This window comes from Kitasatospora sp. NPDC057936 (assembly GCF_042887525.1).
In the GTDB taxonomy this organism is placed as follows: domain Bacteria; phylum Actinomycetota; class Actinomycetes; order Streptomycetales; family Streptomycetaceae; genus Kitasatospora.
Window position 1 is genome coordinate 41,280 of the sequence record NZ_JBHVPD010000047.1, and the last position, 15,927, is coordinate 57,206.

The 15,927-nt window shown below is 74.2% G+C and carries 16 protein-coding genes; 8 read left to right on the forward strand and 8 right to left on the reverse strand.

All coding sequences use genetic code 11. From position 1 onward, the window contains the following. Positions 1-33 precede the first annotated feature (33 nt). Complete coding sequence (locus ACFVU9_RS23960; protein ID WP_387596406.1) at positions 34-1,365, forward strand: cytochrome P450; 1,332 nt, start codon at positions 34-36, stop codon at positions 1,363-1,365. Between the two features lie 15 nt (positions 1,366-1,380). On the opposite strand, the gene ACFVU9_RS23965 is transcribed toward ACFVU9_RS23960, so the two are convergent. After that, entirely contained in the window at positions 1,381-1,950 is a 570-nt protein-coding gene (locus ACFVU9_RS23965; RefSeq protein WP_387596409.1) for a DUF421 domain-containing protein, read from the reverse strand. Positions 1,951-2,077: 127 nt separating this feature from the next. Continuing rightward, positions 2,078-2,845: a LysR family substrate-binding domain-containing protein gene (locus ACFVU9_RS23970; protein WP_387596470.1), complete on the reverse strand. Its 768-nt coding sequence runs from the start codon at positions 2,843-2,845 to the stop codon at positions 2,078-2,080. Between the two features lie 67 nt (positions 2,846-2,912). On the opposite strand from ACFVU9_RS23970, the gene ACFVU9_RS23975 reads away from it, so the two are divergent. Together ACFVU9_RS23975 and ACFVU9_RS23980 are read left to right on the forward strand one after the other, a co-directional pair. Further along, positions 2,913-3,356, forward strand: coding sequence for a DUF5997 family protein (locus tag ACFVU9_RS23975; RefSeq protein WP_387596412.1), 444 nt, complete (start codon positions 2,913-2,915; stop codon positions 3,354-3,356). Positions 3,357-3,563: 207 nt separating this feature from the next. Next, the gene (locus ACFVU9_RS23980) at positions 3,564-5,237 is read left to right on the forward strand and encodes a DUF885 domain-containing protein (protein ID WP_387596415.1); all 1,674 of its coding nucleotides are present in this window, start codon (positions 3,564-3,566) and stop codon (positions 5,235-5,237) included. Positions 5,238-5,340: 103 nt separating this feature from the next. Here ACFVU9_RS23980 and ACFVU9_RS23985 read toward each other — a convergent pair whose 3' ends face one another. Further along, positions 5,341-6,219, reverse strand: a complete 879-nt coding sequence (locus ACFVU9_RS23985) for a hypothetical protein (RefSeq protein ID WP_387596418.1) — start codon at positions 6,217-6,219, stop codon at positions 5,341-5,343. A 361-nt stretch (positions 6,220-6,580) separates the two neighbouring features. Here ACFVU9_RS23985 and ACFVU9_RS23990 point away from each other — a divergent pair, with 361 nt between their 5' ends. After that, complete coding sequence (locus tag ACFVU9_RS23990; RefSeq protein ID WP_380446560.1) at positions 6,581-7,309, forward strand: hypothetical protein; 729 nt, start codon at positions 6,581-6,583, stop codon at positions 7,307-7,309. A 36-nt stretch (positions 7,310-7,345) separates the two neighbouring features. Here the strand turns inward: ACFVU9_RS23990 and ACFVU9_RS23995 are convergent, their stop codons facing one another. The 5 genes from ACFVU9_RS23995 to ACFVU9_RS24015 form a co-directional block, all read right to left on the reverse strand. After that, on the reverse strand, positions 7,346-8,707 hold the full coding sequence (locus ACFVU9_RS23995) for a glycosyltransferase (protein ID WP_387596421.1): 1,362 nt from the start codon (positions 8,705-8,707) through the stop codon (positions 7,346-7,348). Between the two features lie 69 nt (positions 8,708-8,776). Next, positions 8,777-9,382 (reverse strand): response regulator, encoded by a 606-nt coding sequence (locus tag ACFVU9_RS24000; RefSeq protein ID WP_380446555.1) that lies wholly within the window; start codon positions 9,380-9,382, stop codon positions 8,777-8,779. Next, positions 9,379-10,617, reverse strand: coding sequence for a sensor histidine kinase (locus ACFVU9_RS24005; RefSeq protein WP_387596424.1), 1,239 nt, complete (start codon positions 10,615-10,617; stop codon positions 9,379-9,381). Before ACFVU9_RS24005 ends, ACFVU9_RS24000 begins: the two co-directional genes overlap by 4 nt. 60 nt (positions 10,618-10,677) lie before the next feature. Beyond that, positions 10,678-11,439 carry an ABC transporter permease gene (locus ACFVU9_RS24010; RefSeq protein ID WP_380499021.1) on the reverse strand — a complete coding sequence of 254 codons (762 nt, stop codon included), beginning with the start codon at positions 11,437-11,439 and terminating at the stop codon, positions 10,678-10,680. Beyond that, complete coding sequence (locus tag ACFVU9_RS24015; protein ID WP_387596427.1) at positions 11,436-12,407, reverse strand: ABC transporter ATP-binding protein; 972 nt, start codon at positions 12,405-12,407, stop codon at positions 11,436-11,438. The genes ACFVU9_RS24010 and ACFVU9_RS24015 overlap by 4 nt, the downstream gene beginning before the upstream one ends. A 317-nt stretch (positions 12,408-12,724) precedes the next feature. Between ACFVU9_RS24015 and ACFVU9_RS24020 the strand changes: the two genes are divergently transcribed. The 4 genes from ACFVU9_RS24020 (at position 12,725) to ACFVU9_RS24035 (ending at position 15,859) form a co-directional block, all read left to right on the forward strand. Further along, entirely contained in the window at positions 12,725-12,925 is a 201-nt protein-coding gene (locus ACFVU9_RS24020) for a hypothetical protein (RefSeq protein WP_359959463.1), read from the forward strand. Between the two features lie 52 nt (positions 12,926-12,977). After that, positions 12,978-13,139 carry a hypothetical protein gene (locus tag ACFVU9_RS24025; RefSeq protein ID WP_380446544.1) on the forward strand — a complete coding sequence of 54 codons (162 nt, stop codon included), beginning with the start codon at positions 12,978-12,980 and terminating at the stop codon, positions 13,137-13,139. A 144-nt stretch (positions 13,140-13,283) separates the two neighbouring features. After that, positions 13,284-15,182 (forward strand): alpha/beta fold hydrolase, encoded by a 1,899-nt coding sequence (locus tag ACFVU9_RS24030; RefSeq protein ID WP_387596430.1) that lies wholly within the window; start codon positions 13,284-13,286, stop codon positions 15,180-15,182. Then, positions 15,179-15,859: a hypothetical protein gene (locus ACFVU9_RS24035; protein WP_387596433.1), complete on the forward strand. Its 681-nt coding sequence runs from the start codon at positions 15,179-15,181 to the stop codon at positions 15,857-15,859. Before ACFVU9_RS24030 ends, ACFVU9_RS24035 begins: the two co-directional genes overlap by 4 nt. Positions 15,860-15,927 lie beyond the last annotated feature (68 nt).

The following is a 15,927-nucleotide window of genomic DNA, read 5'->3' on the forward strand; positions in this document are numbered from 1 at the left end:
GTCACCTGCCCCCGCACCCCCAAGGTGACGCCCGTGCCCACCCAGTACACCTCGGCCACCGCCCCCGGCGCCCTGCCCCTGCTCGGCCACGTCCCGGCCTTCGTCCGCCGCCCGTACGCCTTCGTGGCCGGCCTGCCCGCCCACGGCGACCTCGTGCGGCTGCGGCTCGGCCCGATGGACGCGTACGTCGCCTGCCACCCGGACCTCGTCCGCCGCATGCTCACCGAGGACCGCATCTACGACAAGGGCGGGCTCGTCGTCGACAAGGCCCGCGAGGTCTTCGGCGACGGCCTCGCCACCTGCCCCGCCGCCGCGCACCGCCGCCAGCGCCGGATGCTCCAGCCCGCGTTCCACCGCGACCGGCTGCCCGGCTACGCCGCGATGATGGCCGACGAGATCGCCGGCGTCACCGCGCCCTGGCGCGACGGCGAGGTGGTCGACGTCCCCGCCGCCATGTACCGCCTGACCACCGCCGTCACCGCCCGCTGCCTCTTCGCCGCCCACGAGCGGGCCGGGGCCCTGCCCGTCCACCGGGCCATGGACGTCGTCACCCACGGCGTCGCCCGGCGGATCATGATGCCGCTGCCCGGCGCCGACCGGATCCCCACCCCCGGCAACCGCCGCTACCACCGCGCCCGCGCCGACCTCGCCGAGATCACCCGCCGCCTCATCGCCGACTACCGCGCCGCCGGCACCGACCACCACGACCTGCTCTCGATGCTGCTCGCCGCCCGCGACGAGGACGGCAGCGGGCTGACCGACGAGGAGATCCACGACCAAGTGATCACCTTCCTGCTCGCCGGGATGGAGACCACCGCCGCCACGCTCTCCTGGACCTGGACGCTGCTCGCCGCCCACCCGGCGGTCCGCGAGCGCCTGCACGCCGAGCTCGACACCGTCCTCGACGGCCGCCCCGCCCGCCACGAGGACCTGCCCGCCCTGCCGCTCACCGCGCGCGTCGTCAGCGAGACGCTGCGGCTCTACCCGGTCTCGTGGCTCCTCAGCCGCGTCGTCACCGGGGACGGCACCGAGCTGGGCGGGCACCACGTCCCGGCCGGGGCGACCATCCTGTTCAGCCCCTACCTGCTTCACCGCCGGGCCGACCTGTTCCCCTGCCCCGACCGCTTCGACCCCGACCGCTGGCTCGACACCGCCCGCCCCACCCTGGGCACCTACGCCCCCTTCGGCGCCGGGGCCCGCCGCTGCATCGGGGACGCGTTCGGGACGACGGAGGCCGTCCTCGCCATCGCCACCATCGCCGCCCGCTGGACGGTCACCCCGGCCCCCGGCCGCCCCGTCCGCCCGATGCGCAGCGCCGCGATGTGCCCCCGCCCCTTCACGGCCACCCTCACCCGCCGCCGGTGACCGGGCACCGGCGGGTCAGGGCCGTCGGCCGAGGTCGGCCAGGAGGCGCTCGATCCTGTCCAGGCGCTGCCGGAGCTCCTCGACGTCCCCGCGGGTCGCGCTCTGCTCGGCGGCCTTGAGGGTGACGAGGAGCTGGCCGTCGGGCTCCAGTCGGGCGTGGGCGACGCCGCTCACGTCGTCGCCGTTCTGGACCCGGATCGCGTGCTCCAGCTCGGACGGGCGCAGCGCGAGCTCCCGCAGGGCGCCCGGGACGAGCTCGCCGTCCCGCACGACCGTCGTCGGCGTGCCCTCCAGCAGGCGGGCGGCGCGCGGGTCGCGGGCGAGCCAGCGGGTGACGGCCGAGTTGACCGCGATCAGCGTGACGGCCCCGATGGCGCCGCCGAGGAGGCTGTTGTCGTTGCCGATGATCGCGTTCTGGACGACGTTGGAGAGCAGGAAGACGACCACCATGTCGAAGGTGTTGAGGCCCGCGAGCCCGCGCTTCCCGGCGACCCGGAACAGGACCAGGATGAGCGCGTAGACGGCGATCGTGCGCAGGACCTTCTCGACGATCGGGATCTGGACGACTACCAGGTCGTGCCACACGGCCGCTCTCCTCGCACCCTCGGCTCCGCCCCGGGCGGGCGGGCGGGGCCGACGGTACGCGCCCCGCCGGGCCCCGGCCAGCACCCGGCCCGACCGGTACTCGACCCGGCCGGCACCCGGGAGCGGGCTACCGGCCGCGCCTCGGCTTGCCCCGCTTGGCGGCGGCGGCGTTCGGCCTCGGCTTCTGGCCGGACTTCTGCCCGGTCTTCTGGCCCGCCTTCTGGGGCTGCGGCTTGCGGGCCGCCGCCTTCTTCGGCTCGGCCTTCTTCGCCTCGGGGGCCGGGGCCGCGCCCCGCCCGCGCGAGCTGTTCACCGTCCGCCCCCGGACGATGCCGATGAACTCCTCGACCAGGTCCGTCGTCCGCTCCTGCGGCCAGGACAGCGCGACCTGCGACTGCGGCGCGTCGGCGACCGCCCGGAAGGTGAGGTCGCGCCGGTGGTGCAGCCGGGCGAGGGACTGCGGCACCAGCAGCACGCCGACGTTGGCCGCGACGAGCTCGATCGCGTCGCCGGTGGTGGCCGGGCGCTCGATGGCGGGGCGCCCGGGCAGCTCGGTCCAGCCGAGGGTGTCGTCCAGGGGGTGGAAGACGACGTCGTCGGCCAGGTCGGCGAGAGCGACGTCGTCCTCGGCGGCCGCGAGCCAGTGCTCCTTGGGAAAGACGACCACGGTGGTCTCGGTGTACAGCGGGATGGCGCTCAGCACGTCCTTGTCGACGGGCAGCCGCACCAGGCCGGCGTCCGCGTCGCCCTCCCGCAGGGCCCGCTCGCCGTCGGCGGCGGGCACCGCGAGGAGGTCGAGCGGGACGTCCGGGAGCCGTTCGCCCCAGACGCGCGCCCACTTGCCGGGGGTGACGCCGGGGACGTACGCGAGCCGGAAGGACGGGTTCACCTGCATGTCTGTCACAGGGCAAGGCTACCGACCGTGACCGGAAGTGCCCGCGCGCTCCCTTACCCTTGTCCTCATGACATCGCTCAAGCAGAAGACCAGCCAGACCATGAAGCCGGCCACGGCGGCCAAGAAGCTGGGGATCTACCTCGACGCCGCCCCGGCGAGCTTCCAGGACGGCCCGGTCTCCCGCGAGGAGCTCACCGCCCTCCAGGCGAACCCGCCGCAGTGGCTCCAGGAGCTGCGCCAGAACGGCCCGCACCCGCGCCCGGTGGTCGCCGCCAAGCTCGGCGTCTCCATCGCGGGCCTGGCCCGCGGCGGGGTGACCGAGGCGCTCACCACCGAGCAGATCGACGCCCTCAAGGCCGAGAACCCCCTCTGGCTCCAGCACGAGCGTGCCAACCAGGTGGACGTCCGCAAGGAGACCGCCCGGATCAAGGCGAAGCACGAGAAGGAGGCCGCGGAGGCCGCCGCCAAGGCTGCGAAGGCCGCGAAGGCCGCGAAGGCCGCGAAGGCCTGACGCTCCCCGCCCCCGAAGAACCGATGCCGGCCCCGTCGCCCGAGAGCGACGGGGCCGGCATCGTCACATCCCGGACGAGCTGCGCAAACGGCACGCGGACCGGCGCGCGAACCGGCTGCATGAACGCGAACCGGCTTCATGAACCCGCAACGGCCAATGCCGTCCCAGGGGTTGCGGACCCCTGAGGTTTCGTCATAGGCACCTCTCATGAACGAGCAGACTCACCAGGCCGAACTCGCCGCGCTCGCCGAGGAGTACTTCGCCGCCGAGAACGCGCACGACCCGTTCGGCGCCACGCTCAGCGGGGTCGCGGGCCACGCCCACGAGGTGCCGGACCCGTCCCGGGAGGCCGCCCTGGAACACCGCGCGGTGCTGCAGGGCCTCGGGACGCGGCTCGCCGCGGTGCCCCTCGACGCCCTCGACGGCGAGGACCGCATCACGCACCGCGTCCTCGCCCGCCTGATCGACAACGGCACCGGCCGGATCACCCACGGACTCGCCGACTTCAGCATCTCGGCGACCATCGCGGCGCCCCAGAACGAGGCCTTCCAGTCCCTCGTCATGACCGCCGTCGACCAGGAGGGCGCCGACTCCTACCTGGAGCGCCTGGCCGGACTGCCCGGCTACTTCGACGCCTGCCTCCAGCGCTACCTCGACGCCGCCGTCGAGGGCCGCCGCCCGCTGCGCAGCGGCGTCGACGCCGCGATCGCCCAGCTCGACGGCTACCTCGCCGGGAGTCTCGCCGACGACCAGCTGCTGCGCCCGCTGCACGGCCGCCGCGAGGCGCTGCGCGCCGAGACGATCGTGCGCGACGGCGTGCGGCCCGCGGTGGCCCGCTACCGGGCGGGCCTGGCCCAGCGGCTCGCGGCCGGGGCCCGGCCGGACACCGAGGCCGGCGTGTGCCACGTGCCCGGCGGCACCGAGGGCTACGCGGACGCCGTCGGCCGCTACACCCGGCCCGGGCTCACCCCGGAGGAGATCCACCGGATCGGCCTGGACGCGGTGGCGGCGCTGCGCGAGGAGTTCGCCGAGCTGGGCGCCACGGTGCTCGGCGTCGTCGGCACCGACCGCGTGCTGGCCGCGCTGCGCGAGGACCCGGCCCTGCGGTTCGCCGGCGCGGCGGAGATCGTCGCCCTCGCCGACGACGCGCTGGAGCGGGCCCGCCTCGCGTCCGCCGGGTACTTCCGCGCCTACCCGATCGCCGACTGCGTGACCCGCGAGATCGACCCGATCGAGGCGGAGACCGCGCCGCTCGCCTACTACCAGCCGCCGGGCCCGGGCGGCCTGCCCGGCACCCACTGGATCAACACGCTGCGCCCGCACACCCGTTTCCGGTACGAGTACGAGGCGATCGCCTTCCACGAGAGCGTGCCGGGCCACCACCTGCAGATCGCCGTCGCCCAGACGCTGCACCACCTGCCGGAGTTCCGCCAGAAGCCGACCGGGCAGCTGACCGCGCACGTCGAGGGCTGGGGGCTGTACACCGAGCGGCTGGCGGACGAGATGGGGCTGTACAGCTCGGAGCTCTCCCGCTTCGGCATGCTATCGCTGGACGCGCTGCGGGCCGTGCGGCTCGTGGTGGACACCGGGCTGCACCACTTCGGCTGGTCGCGGGAGCGGGCGATCGCCTACATGCGGGACAACACGGCCACGACGGAGGCCAACGTCCGCAACGAGATCGACCGGTACATCGCCTGGCCCGGTCAGGCCACGGCCTACCTGATCGGCCGCCGGGAGATCGTCCGGCACCGGGGGCGGGCCCGGGCGGCGCTCGGCCCGCGCTTCGACGTGAAGGAGTTCCACCACGAGGTGATCGGGCACGGCAGCCTGCCGTTGGGCGTGCTGGACGAGCTGATCACGGACTGGATCGCGGCGCACTGACACCCGGGCCGCGGAGGGTGGGGGCGGCCGGTACGGGACCGGCCCCACCCGTGTGTTCGGCCCACCGGGCCCACCGGGCTCGGCGAGCGACTCAGCGCGCGACTCAGCACACCGGGATGAGCACCGTCAGGACGAAGGTGTGCGGGTCCGGGTTGGCCGGGGCCTCGTAGGTGAGCGTCGCGGCGATGCTCGTGCCCGGGCTCGCGGCCGGGTCGACCCGGAGCGCGAAGCCGCGGTTGTACTGGGACCACGTGTTGCCGACGATGTCGTCGCAGGTGGCCGTGGTGCCGTCGGCCGAGATCGCGCACTTGTTGGCACTCGGCGCGCTGTCGAGCCACTCGGAGCCGGGCAGGAGCTTGGCGGTGAGCCGGCCGCGCCACGGGTAGTCGGTGGAAGGGCCGAGGTTGCGCTCCAGCACCTCGAAGTCGGCCGGGTTGCCGGGCGCGGCGGGCTTCGGGGGCCGCCACATCTCCAGCACCGCGTCGGTGACGGGCGCGGAGGTGTCCCAGGACCAGGTGGTCGAGCTGTCGTTCGGGTTCTGGTCGGCGTCCCAGGTGACCACGGCGGTGCCCCCGGGGTAGGTCCTCGGGCCGGGGGTGGTGCTGATGGTCTCGCCGTAGAGCTTCTCCGTCTCGCAGGTGGCCGGTGCCAGCCCCTTGGCGACGGTGAAGCGGATCCAGTTCCAGCCGCCGTCCACCGGGCCCGCGTGATCGGTGGTCAGGCGCATCGACGGATCGGCGGGGCCGTTGACCACCAGGGTCGCCCCGTCGGCCGGCGTCTCGGAGCCGTTGTTGCAGACCGTCACCAGGATCGTCCCGACGGCGCCGGGCACGGTCGGGAAGGACGGCGGGCTGACCTGGACGCTCAGGTCCTTGGCGTACGTCGAGCGGTGGGCCGGGCCGGCGGCGGCCTGGGCGGCCTGCGCGGCGGTGAGGGAGAGCGGCAGCAGGGCGGCTGCCGCGAGGAGGGCGGGGATCCGCATGGGGTGACTCCGGTCGGGGGGTCGGAGAGGGATCAGAGCGGGGGTCAGATCGGGGATCAGAGCGGGGAACGCCGGTGAGCAGTCGTTCGGTGACGAAGCTACGCATGCTCGACGGGCCCCGCCCTTCGGTTACTCCGCCCGACGTCAGTCCCCTGACGGGCCCCCGGAACAGCACGCGACCGGCATCCGGGACGGCACGCGAGACGGCGGGCGCGGCGGAACGATTCCGCACGCCGGGCCACGGCCTCCCGCGCCCGACGTGGCGTCACCCCTTTGGCCCCTTTGACACGGTAGTGTCCGCTGGCGCGGTATCCGGCGGCCCGCCGGCCCGCAGCTCACGCACACCCATCTGGAGGAACTCGTGCCGGCTCCCGCTCGCGGTGCCCTGGCCATAGCCGCGGCCGTCCTGCTCGCCGCGGCCGCAGGCTGCTCGTCCAACACCGGACACACCGCCAAGCCCGCCCCCACCAGCGCGGCCGCCAAGGGCTCGGCCCCGGCGGCCGGCGACGCGGCCGCCGCGCACGCGATCCCGGTCGGCGTCGGCCCCAAGCCCTCGTACGACGTGCAGGCCCAGCCCGCCGCCGGCACCTGCAAGTACCACTACACCGCGGACAAGCAGCCGCTGCCGGACCCGAACTGCACCCCGGGCGCGACCAGCCCGGCGGTCACCCAGGCCAACCTCAACGACACCGTCTGCAAGCCGGGCGGCTACACCTCGGGGATCCGCCCGCCGGCGAACATCACCGGCAAGGAGAAGGCCGAGAACGCCAAGTCCTACGGCTACACCGGCCCGATGGGCGACGCCGAGTACGACCACCTGATCAGCCTGCAGCTCGGCGGCGACCCGAACGACCCGCGCAACCTGTGGGTCCAGCCGCCGTCCCCCGACCACGTCCCGGGCAAGGGTCCGAACAACCCCAAGGACACCGTCGAGACGCACCTGCACACCGCGCTCTGCAAGGGCCAGGCCACCCTCGCCGCCGTCCAGCAGGCCATCGCCGCCGACTGGACCACCGCCGAGGCCAAGCTCGGCATCGGCAAGGGCGGCGCGCCGGCCGCCGGACCGGACGCGGACGGCGACGACCAGTGAGCCGCCGCCCGTCCCGCCGCTGACGCCCGGTCCGGCTCAGCCCAGCGACTCCACCAGCTCGGCGACGGCGTCGAACGGCCGGTACTCCGCGAGCTCCGCGGCCAGCGCGCGGGCCCGCTCGCGGAACCGGCCGTCGGCCAGCACCTCGTCGACGGCCTTCGCGACGTCCGCGGCCTCCGGCCGCCCGGTGCGCAGGTCGAGCCCCGCGCCCGACCACTGCACCCGGGCCGCCACCTCGGGCTTGTCCTCGCTCGCGCCGCCGACCACCAGCGGCACGCCGTAGCGCAGCGCGGTGTGGACGCCGCCGTAGCCTCCGTTGCTCACCAGCACGTCGGCGTGCGGCAACAGCAGGTCGAAGGGCACGTAGCCAGCGGCCCGGACGTTGCCGGGCAGTGCGCCCAGGAGTTCGGTGAGCGCGGCCGGGCCGTCGGGGCGCGCGGTGGCGGCGACCACCAGCACGTCGCGGTCCGCCAGGGCGGTCACGGTGGGCGCGACGAGCTCGGTGAGGTCGCCGTTGGCGAGCGTGCCCTGGGTGACCACGACCACCGGGCGGGTGCCGTCCAGTTCCCGCCACCAGGCGGGCAGGCGGTGATCGGCGCCGCCGGCCGGCGGCAGCGCGCCGATCATCCGGAAGGTCTCCGGGGCGTCGCTGCGCGGGTACTCGAAGCCGGGCACGGTGAGCTGGAGGAAGTGGTCCGGCACCGTCACGAGGGCGTTGGCGCGCGGCCCGTCCGGCAGGGTGATCCCGAGGCCCGCGAACACCTGCTCCGCGTACCGCTGGAGCGGTTCGCCGCGCCGGTTCACCTCCTCGTACATCGCCCGGTTGCGCGCCCGGCCCTCCTCCCCCGGCAGGGGCGGCAGGGCGAGGCCGAACGGCGCGGTGTCGACGCTCTGGAACATCGGCGGGGCCACCCCGACGCCCACCACGGCGGGCCGCTGCGACCGGGGCCGGCTCAGCGCCAGCGCGAGCGCGCCCTGGAAGAACGCGTCCACCACCACCGCGTCCGCCGGGAAGCCGGCCAGCAGCTCCTCCAGCGCGCGGTACTGCGCCGGGACGGGGTCGGTGAAGACGTGCTTGACGTCGAACGCGATCCGCGCGGGCCCGGCCGGCAGCTCGGAGCGCCCCGGGAAGCGGGCGTCGAGGTCCCGGTCGTCGAAGTCCGCCTCGGCGGGCAGCGCCACGAAGCGCACCCCGGCCCGCTCCGCCGCCCCCGCGAACCGGCCGCCGCCGAGGAACACCACCTCGTGGCCGCGGGCGGCGAGGTCGGCGGAGATGGCGAGCAGCGGGCCGACGTGGCCGTGCGCCGGTACGGCGGCGGTGATGATCCTGGACAGTGGAATCCCCCTCGGTCGGAAGCGTGCCGGGGCACCGCCGGCCGGCGGCCCCCGTGGACCCACCGTAGGAAAAGGTTGTTGACGATCGGTAAACGCCGCAGCCTCCGCCGCTCCGCCCCCGGCTCGGCGCGATCAGATCCAGCCGCGCTGGCGGGCGAGCTGGGCGGCCGCGTGGCGGTTCTCCACGCCGAGCTTGGTGGTGACGGAGGAGAGGTAGTTGCGGACGGTGCCCGGGGCGAGGGCGGCGCGCTCGGCGATCTCCAGGACGGGGGCGCCGTCGGCGGCGAGGGACAGGATGTCGGCCTCGCGGGCGCTCAGCGGCGAGGCGCCCGCGCTGATGGCGTCCGCGGCGAGGATCGGGTCGATGTAGCGGTGGCCGCCGTGGACGGTGCGGATGATGCTCGCGAGCTCCTGGGCGGAGACGGTCTTGGAGACGAACCCGGTGACGCCGCAGGCGAGGGCGCGCTTGAGGTGGCCCGGGAGGCCGTGGCTGGTGACGATCATCGTCCGGCAGTCCGGCAGGGCCTGGGCGAGCTCGCGGGCCACCGTGACGCCGTCGCGCTCGGGCATCTGGAGGTCCAGGACGGCGACGTCGGGCCGGTGGTGCAGGGCCATGGCGGTGGCCTCCGGGCCGGTGGAGGCCTCGGCGACGATCTCGATGTCGTCCTCGAAGGCGAGCAGGGCGGCGAACGCGCCGCGGATGAGGTGTTCGTCGTCGGCGAGCAGGACGCGGATCATCGGTGGCCTCGATCGGTCGGCGCTTCGGTCGGCGGTTCAGTCGGGGTCTCGGTCGGCGGGAGGAGTACCCGCAGGCGGTAGGTGCGGTCGGCGCCCGGTCCGTGGTCCAGGGAGCCGCCGAGCGGGGCGAGCCGCTCGGCGAGGCCGGCCAGGCCGCTGCCGCCGCCCGAGGCCGGGCGGTGGCCGCCGCCGTCGTTGGTGATGGTCAGTTCGGCGGCGCCATCGGCGGCGCCGGCGAGCGCGATGGTGCAGGTGCGGGCGTGGGAGTGGTGCAGGACGTTGGTGATGCCCTCGCGGACGACCCAGCCGAGCGCGGTCTGCGCGTCCTGGCCGAGCTCGGGGGCGCCGTCGCGCTCGATCCGGCAGGTGATGCCCGCCGCCTCCAGCACCGAGCGCGCTCCCTCCAGTTCGGTGGCCAGGTCTGTGGTGCGGTAGCCCTTGACCACCTCGCGGATCTCCTGGTGCAGGCTGCGGGTGAGCTTCTGCACCTCCGTCAGCTCGGCCTGCGCCTTCGGGTGCTCGGTGAGCCGCTGGACGAGCTCGGACTTGAGGGCGATCACCGAGAGGTTGCGCCCGATGATGTCGTGGAGGTCCCGGGCGAAGCGCAGCCGCTCCTCGGCCACCATGAGCCGGGCCTGGGTCTCGCGGGCCGCGTCGAGCTGCCACAGCACGGCGAGGAACCACAGCGAGGAGCGCATCAACCCGCCGATGACCGTCCAGGTCGCGACGGTGAACGCCAGGACGGCCGGGCCGGCGGCCCGGTCGAAGGACCAGACGACGCCGGCCGTCGCGACCGAGCCGACCAGCGCCACGGCGAGGTAGCGGGCCTGGCCGAGCAGCGGAGAGAGCGCGAAGGCCGGCGGGATCGCGATCGCGATGGCGGCGATGACCAGGACGCGCGTGCCGTCGAGGTGCCCGGTGCCGTACGCGTACGGCAACAGGCCGAGTTCGAGCACCGTCACGGCGGCCATCGCGCCGAGCAGCGCCCTGGGCCGGGCCGTCCGCCCGACGCTGTGCGCGATCGCCGTGGTGGCGCCGATGCCCTGCACCGCGGTGAGGGTCGCGATGCCCCACCCGACGACGGCCGGCGCCCCCGCCTCGTTGAGCCTGGCGAGCAGCGGCCACAGCAGTGCGGCGAGCAGCAGCCACGGCATCGAGCACAGCATCCACCGCGTCTGGACGGTCGCCTTCGCGACGTCGGTGCGGTAGTGCGTGGTCGTCGGCACGTCGGTCATCCTCCGTTCGTCTCCTTTCCTTCCGGCCCGTCGAGTGCCCGTCGAGTGCCCGTCGCGGGTTCAGGCGCGCGGCTCCCACCGGAAGCGGCGCAGCGCGCCCCAGGCGGCGAGCGCCGTCCAGGCCAGCAGCGTCGCGCCCCTGACCACCGAGTCAACCATCCCGGCGCCCTCGCCGGTCCAGCCGGAGCGGACCAGTTCGATCACGGGGGTGAGCGGGAAGAAGCGCAGGACGTCCGCGAACGGCCCGGGCAGCACCTCCAGCGGGATGACGGTGCCGGAGGTGACGAGCAGCAGCATGAAGCCGACGGTGCTGACGCCCTGGGCGCTCTCCGCGGTGCGGGCGAAGGCGGTGCTGAGCGCGGCGGCGGCGGCGATCAGCACGGTGCCGAGCAGGACGCCGACGGCGACGAGGTGCGGGGCGGCCGGGGCGCCGAGGCCCGCGATGAGGGCGACGGCGGCGGCGATCGCGGTGAACTGCAGGACGGCGGCGATCGCCATCGGGACGGCCGGGCTCGCGAGGATGACGAGGTCGCCGATCTCGCCGGTGCGCTGCCGCTTGAGGACGTACTCCTCGCGCCGCAGGACGTAGACACCGATCAGCGGTGCGTACAGGGCCATGATCAGGACGATCCCGGCGGTGGTGGAGACCATCACGTGGCCCATGGCGAGGCCGGCGCCCTTGAGGTCGAACTGCCGCATGACCGTCGTGGTGCCCATGACGATGAGCACCGGGATGACGAGGACGTTGAAGAGGTTGCTCTTGCTGCGCAGGAAGAGGGTCAGCTCGACCCGGGAGAGCGCGGCGAGGTGGGTGCGGTTCACGCGGCCCGCTCCGTTTCCGTGCGGTCCGTACCGCCCCGGGCGATCCGCAGGAAGGCCTCCTCCAACGAGGCCGAGCGGGCGTAGAGTTGGTTGAGCGTGACGCCCTTGGCGCGGGCCCAGAGCAGCACTTCGGTGGTGGTGTGCTGGAGGTCGTCGGTGGTGAGCTCGACGCGGCCGGCCGGGCCGGTGGCGACGGCGGCCCGCAGGTCGGCGGGGTGCGGCAGGTCGGCGGGGGTCAGGCCGGCGGGCAGGCGGAAGGCGAGGGTGGCGGGGTGCTCGGCGACGATCTCGGCGATCGTGCCGGTCGCGGCGATCCGGCCGGCGTGCATGACGGCCAGCCGGTCGGCGAGTTGCTCGGCCTCTTCGAGGTAGTGCGTGGTGAGCACGATCGTGGTGCCCTCGGCGCGCAGCCGCCGGATGATCCGCCAGGTGTCGTGGCGGCCCTCCGGGTCCATGCCGGTGGTGGGTTCGTCGAGGAAGAGCAGGTCGGGCCGGCCGAGGGTGGCCAACGCGAGGTCCAGGCGCCGGACTTCACCGCCGGAGAGGTTCTTGACGGCGACGTCGGTGCGCGCGGCCAGGCCCACGAGGGCGACGGCCTCGGCGGCCGGGCGCGGGTCGGTGGTGCAGGAGGCCCACATGCGGACGGTCTCGGCGACCGTCAGATCGGTGGGGAGCCCGCCGCGTTGGAGCATCACGCCGGTGCGCGGGCGCACCCGCTTGCGGTCGCGGACGGGGTCGAACCGGCCGAAGAGGGTGACGGTGCCCCGGGTGGGCCGGGCGAGGCCTTCGAGGAGCTCGACCGCCGAGGTCTTGCCGGCGCCGTTGGTGCCGAGCAGCGCGTACAGCTCGCCCGGGCCGACGGTGAAGCCGATGCCCCGCACGGCGTCGAAACCGCCGGGGCCCGGCGGGCCGTAGCGGCGCCAGAGGTCTGTGACCTCGATCACGTTTGAATTGCCGTCATTCGCCATGCGCAACATGTTCGCAGGCGACTCGACTTTGCCGGGATGAGAACTGTCATGGGTTCGCATGACGGATGTCATGGCGCGTCGTGACATCCGCCAGTCAAGGGAAAGTCACCGTCCGAAATCGAGTGTGACGCAGGTCATACCCGATGTTCCGGAGCGATGTTTTCATCCTTCCACGCCACCACGTGTTCGTCTCGGAACGACCGCCCGTTGGCGGCTCCGGGGGGAATTCACGGCATGGCGGTTCGGCGCCGTTCCGCCGCCCCGAGCGCGGAACGGCTGATCATCCACCGGAAATCCCTTCCAGGGAGAGGAATGCCATGAACGACATCGTTTCCCACGTCAACGGCCTGGACCTCGGCACCATCGAGGCCGCCGACACCCACGGCGACGCGCTGCCCGTCCTCGCGACGCCGGCCGCCGCGCTGGCCGCCATCGGCGGGGCCAAGGCCGTCGGCGCCTTCGTCGGCGGTGCGACCCTGGTCGGCGGCGCCTACGCGCTCGGCCGCGCGGTCGGCTGACCGGCCCCCCTTTCCCCCGCTCCGCCCAGCCATCTTTCGAAAGGACGCGAAAATGAACGACGTCATCGAGGCCGTGAACGCGATGGAAATCCCCGAGGAGGGTGTCATCTTCCCGGAGGCCAGCCCGGTTCTGGCGACTCCCGGTGCTTTTCTCGGCGGCGTGGCGATTTCCTCCGCCGTGATCGGCGCGTTCGAACTCGGCCGCCAGGGCTGATGACGACCGCCCCCTGACCGGGGCGGATGCTCCACGACGCCTGCCGGGCCAGAGGTGCGTTCTGGCCCGGCAGGCCCACGGCCAGCCTAGCGCCCCCGACCGCCGGGGCGCCGTGAAAGGGACCACGTGAAATACGTGCCACGCGTGCAATTCGCCAGGAACACCCGGAAGATCGCCTCGGCGGTGTTCGCCCCGGCCGCGGTGAGCCGGGACCGCGCCCTCGGCCTGTCCGAACGGCTGGCCGCCGCCACCACGCTGACCTCCTCCCTGGAGTACCTCGCGCAGCGGCGGCAGATCCGCCGGGGCGGGCTCAACGACTGGGCCATCGTCAAGGACGTCCAGGCCGAATCCACCCCGCTGGTGCGGCGGCTGCTGAACGCCGTGAGCGGCCCGCGGACCACCACCGCGCTGCACGTCGCGCGCGCCGCCGTCGCCACCGGCATGCTGCTGCCCGGCAACTCCCGTTGGCGGGGCGCCGGGAGCCTCTTCCTCGGTTCCACGTCCGCGCTGCTCTACCCGCGCCACCGCTACGGCACCGACGGCTCCGACCAGGTCGCGATCCTCGTGCAGACCGCCACCGGGGCGGCCCGGCTCGTACGGTCCCCGCAGGCCAAGGACGCGCTGCTCTGGTACGTCGCGCTCCAGGCCAACCTCTCGTACCTCGTCTCCGGCTGGGTCAAGCTGCTCGGCGAGCCCTGGCGCGACGCCTCCGCGCTCGGCGGCGTCATGCGCACCCGCACGTACGGCCACGAGGGCATGTACCGCTGGACCCAGGAGCACCCGAAGGCCGCCCGGTACCTCACCCACGGCGTGCTCGCGCTGGAGTGCCTGTTCCCGCTCGCCTACGCCTGCAAGGGCCGTCTCGCCCGGCCGGTCATCGCGAGCGCCGCCGCGTTCCACCTGGCCAACGGGTACTTCATGGGCCTCGGCCGGTTCGGCACCGCGTTCACCGCGATGCACCCGATGGTGGCCTACACCTCCACCCCGAAGGACCACCCCGCCGTCGCCGGACGCGACGACCGGGCACTGCCCGCCGCACTCCTGCTGCTCGCCGGCGCGGGCGCGATCGCCGTCGGCACCGCCGTCCAGCGCCGCCTGCGCACCACCGAGGGCTGGCACACCTCCCGCGTGCTGACCACCCGCCACGGCAACGAGCTGCAGTACGAGGTGCTCGCGCACGGACGCGCCGAGGAGCCCGTCCTGGTGTTCGCCGCCGGCATGGTCTCCACCAGTGAGCACTTCGCCTGGATCACCGAGCGCCTCGCGAAGGAGACCGGCTACGGCGTCGTCACCTACGCCCGCGCCGGGTACGCCGGCAGCCGCCACCGCTGCGCCGCGCGCTTCCGGCTGGCCGAGTCCGTCGACGACCTCGTCGACCTCGTCCGCCTCGCGGTCGAGCCGGACCGGAAGGTGGTCCTGGTCGGCCACTCGCTCGGCGGCGAGCTCGCCCGCCGCGCCGCCGCGCAGCTCGGCGGGCGCCTGCACGGCGTCGTCTACCTCGACTCCTCGCACCCCGACGAGCTCAACCGCTCCAGGCAGCAGAGCGAGTCAGCCGGGCAGCTGCGCACCTCGCTCACCCGGATGGCCTGGTACCTGCGCCTCGGCACCGGCGTCCTGATGGCCCGCCCCGAGTGGGTCGAGGGGCTGCCGGCCGCGTACCGCAAGAAGGCGTTCGCGCAGTACGCCGACGCGCGGATGTGGGAGGCCGGGCGGCGCGAATGGGACGCCGTGGAGGCCGAGTTCCGCGCCTTCTGCGGCCCGCTGGAGCCCGTCGAGGGCGCGCACGCGCTGGTCGTCTCGGCGCAGCAGACCGTCGACCGCGACCCCGACCAGCTGCTGATGCACCGGGAGCTGGCCGAGGCCCACGTGGGCGGCGCGCACACCGAGGTGACGGTCGTCGAGGGCGCCGGGCACGACACCCTGCTCACCCAGAGCCGCTTCGCGCACCGGGCGGCCGACCTCATCACCGCGTTCCTCGACCGCGTCGCGGACGCCCGGTCCGCTGCCCCCGCGGACCCTGCCGACCAGGAGGCCGCCACGTGACCCCCCGTCCCGACGTGCGCAGCGTGTTCACGGGCAGCGCCATGTCCAAGGGCAGCGCCGTGTTCAAGGGCAGCGCCGTATTCAAGGGCAGCGCCGTATTCAAGGGCAAGGGCGCCGCCTGGCGGATCGCCGGGGCCGCGATGCTGCTCGGCACCCTCGCCACCCAGCACCCGCACCCCGCGTTCAACCGGCTCCAGCTCAAGGACACCTTCTCGCTGCTGCCGAACTGGCGGTTCTTCGCGCCCACCCCGGCCATGCACGACTACCACTTCCTGTACCGCACCCTCGGCGCCGACGGCACCACCTCCCCGTGGGAGGGCCTCGACGTGATCGAGGGCCGCAAGCCCTGGCAGATCGCCTGGTTCCCCACCCGGCGCCCGGAGAAGGCCGTCTTCGACATCTGCAGCGAGATCCTGCACGTCATCGACAAGGGCTTCGCCGTCGTCACCCGCACCTCGGCCTACCGGACCCTCACCGAGTACCTGCGCGCCACCATCCACGAGCGCGGCGACGCGGCGGACGTCCGCGGCTTCCAGTTCGCGCTGGCCCGCGCCACCGGATACGACAGGACGCAGGACCCCGAGATGGTCTTCGTCTCCCCGTACACCCCGCTCGACCCGGCCGACGCGCGGCGCCCGCTCGCCGCCCGGCCCGCCACCACCGCAGTGAGGAGCTGACCATGGCCGCGTACATCGTCGTCGCCATCGGTGCCGTGATCGCCGGCGCCATCGCCTACGGGGTGCTG

Coding starts and splice junctions, on each gene's coding strand:
- ACFVU9_RS23970 (WP_387596470.1), bottom strand. CDS start 2,845: ATGCAGGTGAACCCGTCCTTCCGGCTCGCGTACGTCCCCGGCGTCACC.
- ACFVU9_RS24005 (WP_387596424.1), bottom strand. CDS start 10,617: ATGACCGACGTGCCGACGACCACGCACTACCGCACCGACGTCGCGAAG.
- ACFVU9_RS24025 (WP_380446544.1), top strand. CDS start 12,978: ATGAACGACGTCATCGAGGCCGTGAACGCGATGGAAATCCCCGAGGAG.
- ACFVU9_RS24000 (WP_380446555.1), bottom strand. CDS start 9,382: ATGATCCGCGTCCTGCTCGCCGACGACGAACACCTCATCCGCGGCGCG.
- ACFVU9_RS23980 (WP_387596415.1), top strand. CDS start 3,564: ATGAACGAGCAGACTCACCAGGCCGAACTCGCCGCGCTCGCCGAGGAG.
- ACFVU9_RS24020 (WP_359959463.1), top strand. CDS start 12,725: ATGAACGACATCGTTTCCCACGTCAACGGCCTGGACCTCGGCACCATC.
- ACFVU9_RS23975 (WP_387596412.1), top strand. CDS start 2,913: ATGACATCGCTCAAGCAGAAGACCAGCCAGACCATGAAGCCGGCCACG.
- ACFVU9_RS23985 (WP_387596418.1), bottom strand. CDS start 6,219: ATGCGGATCCCCGCCCTCCTCGCGGCAGCCGCCCTGCTGCCGCTCTCC.
- ACFVU9_RS24015 (WP_387596427.1), bottom strand. CDS start 12,407: ATGGCGAATGACGGCAATTCAAACGTGATCGAGGTCACAGACCTCTGG.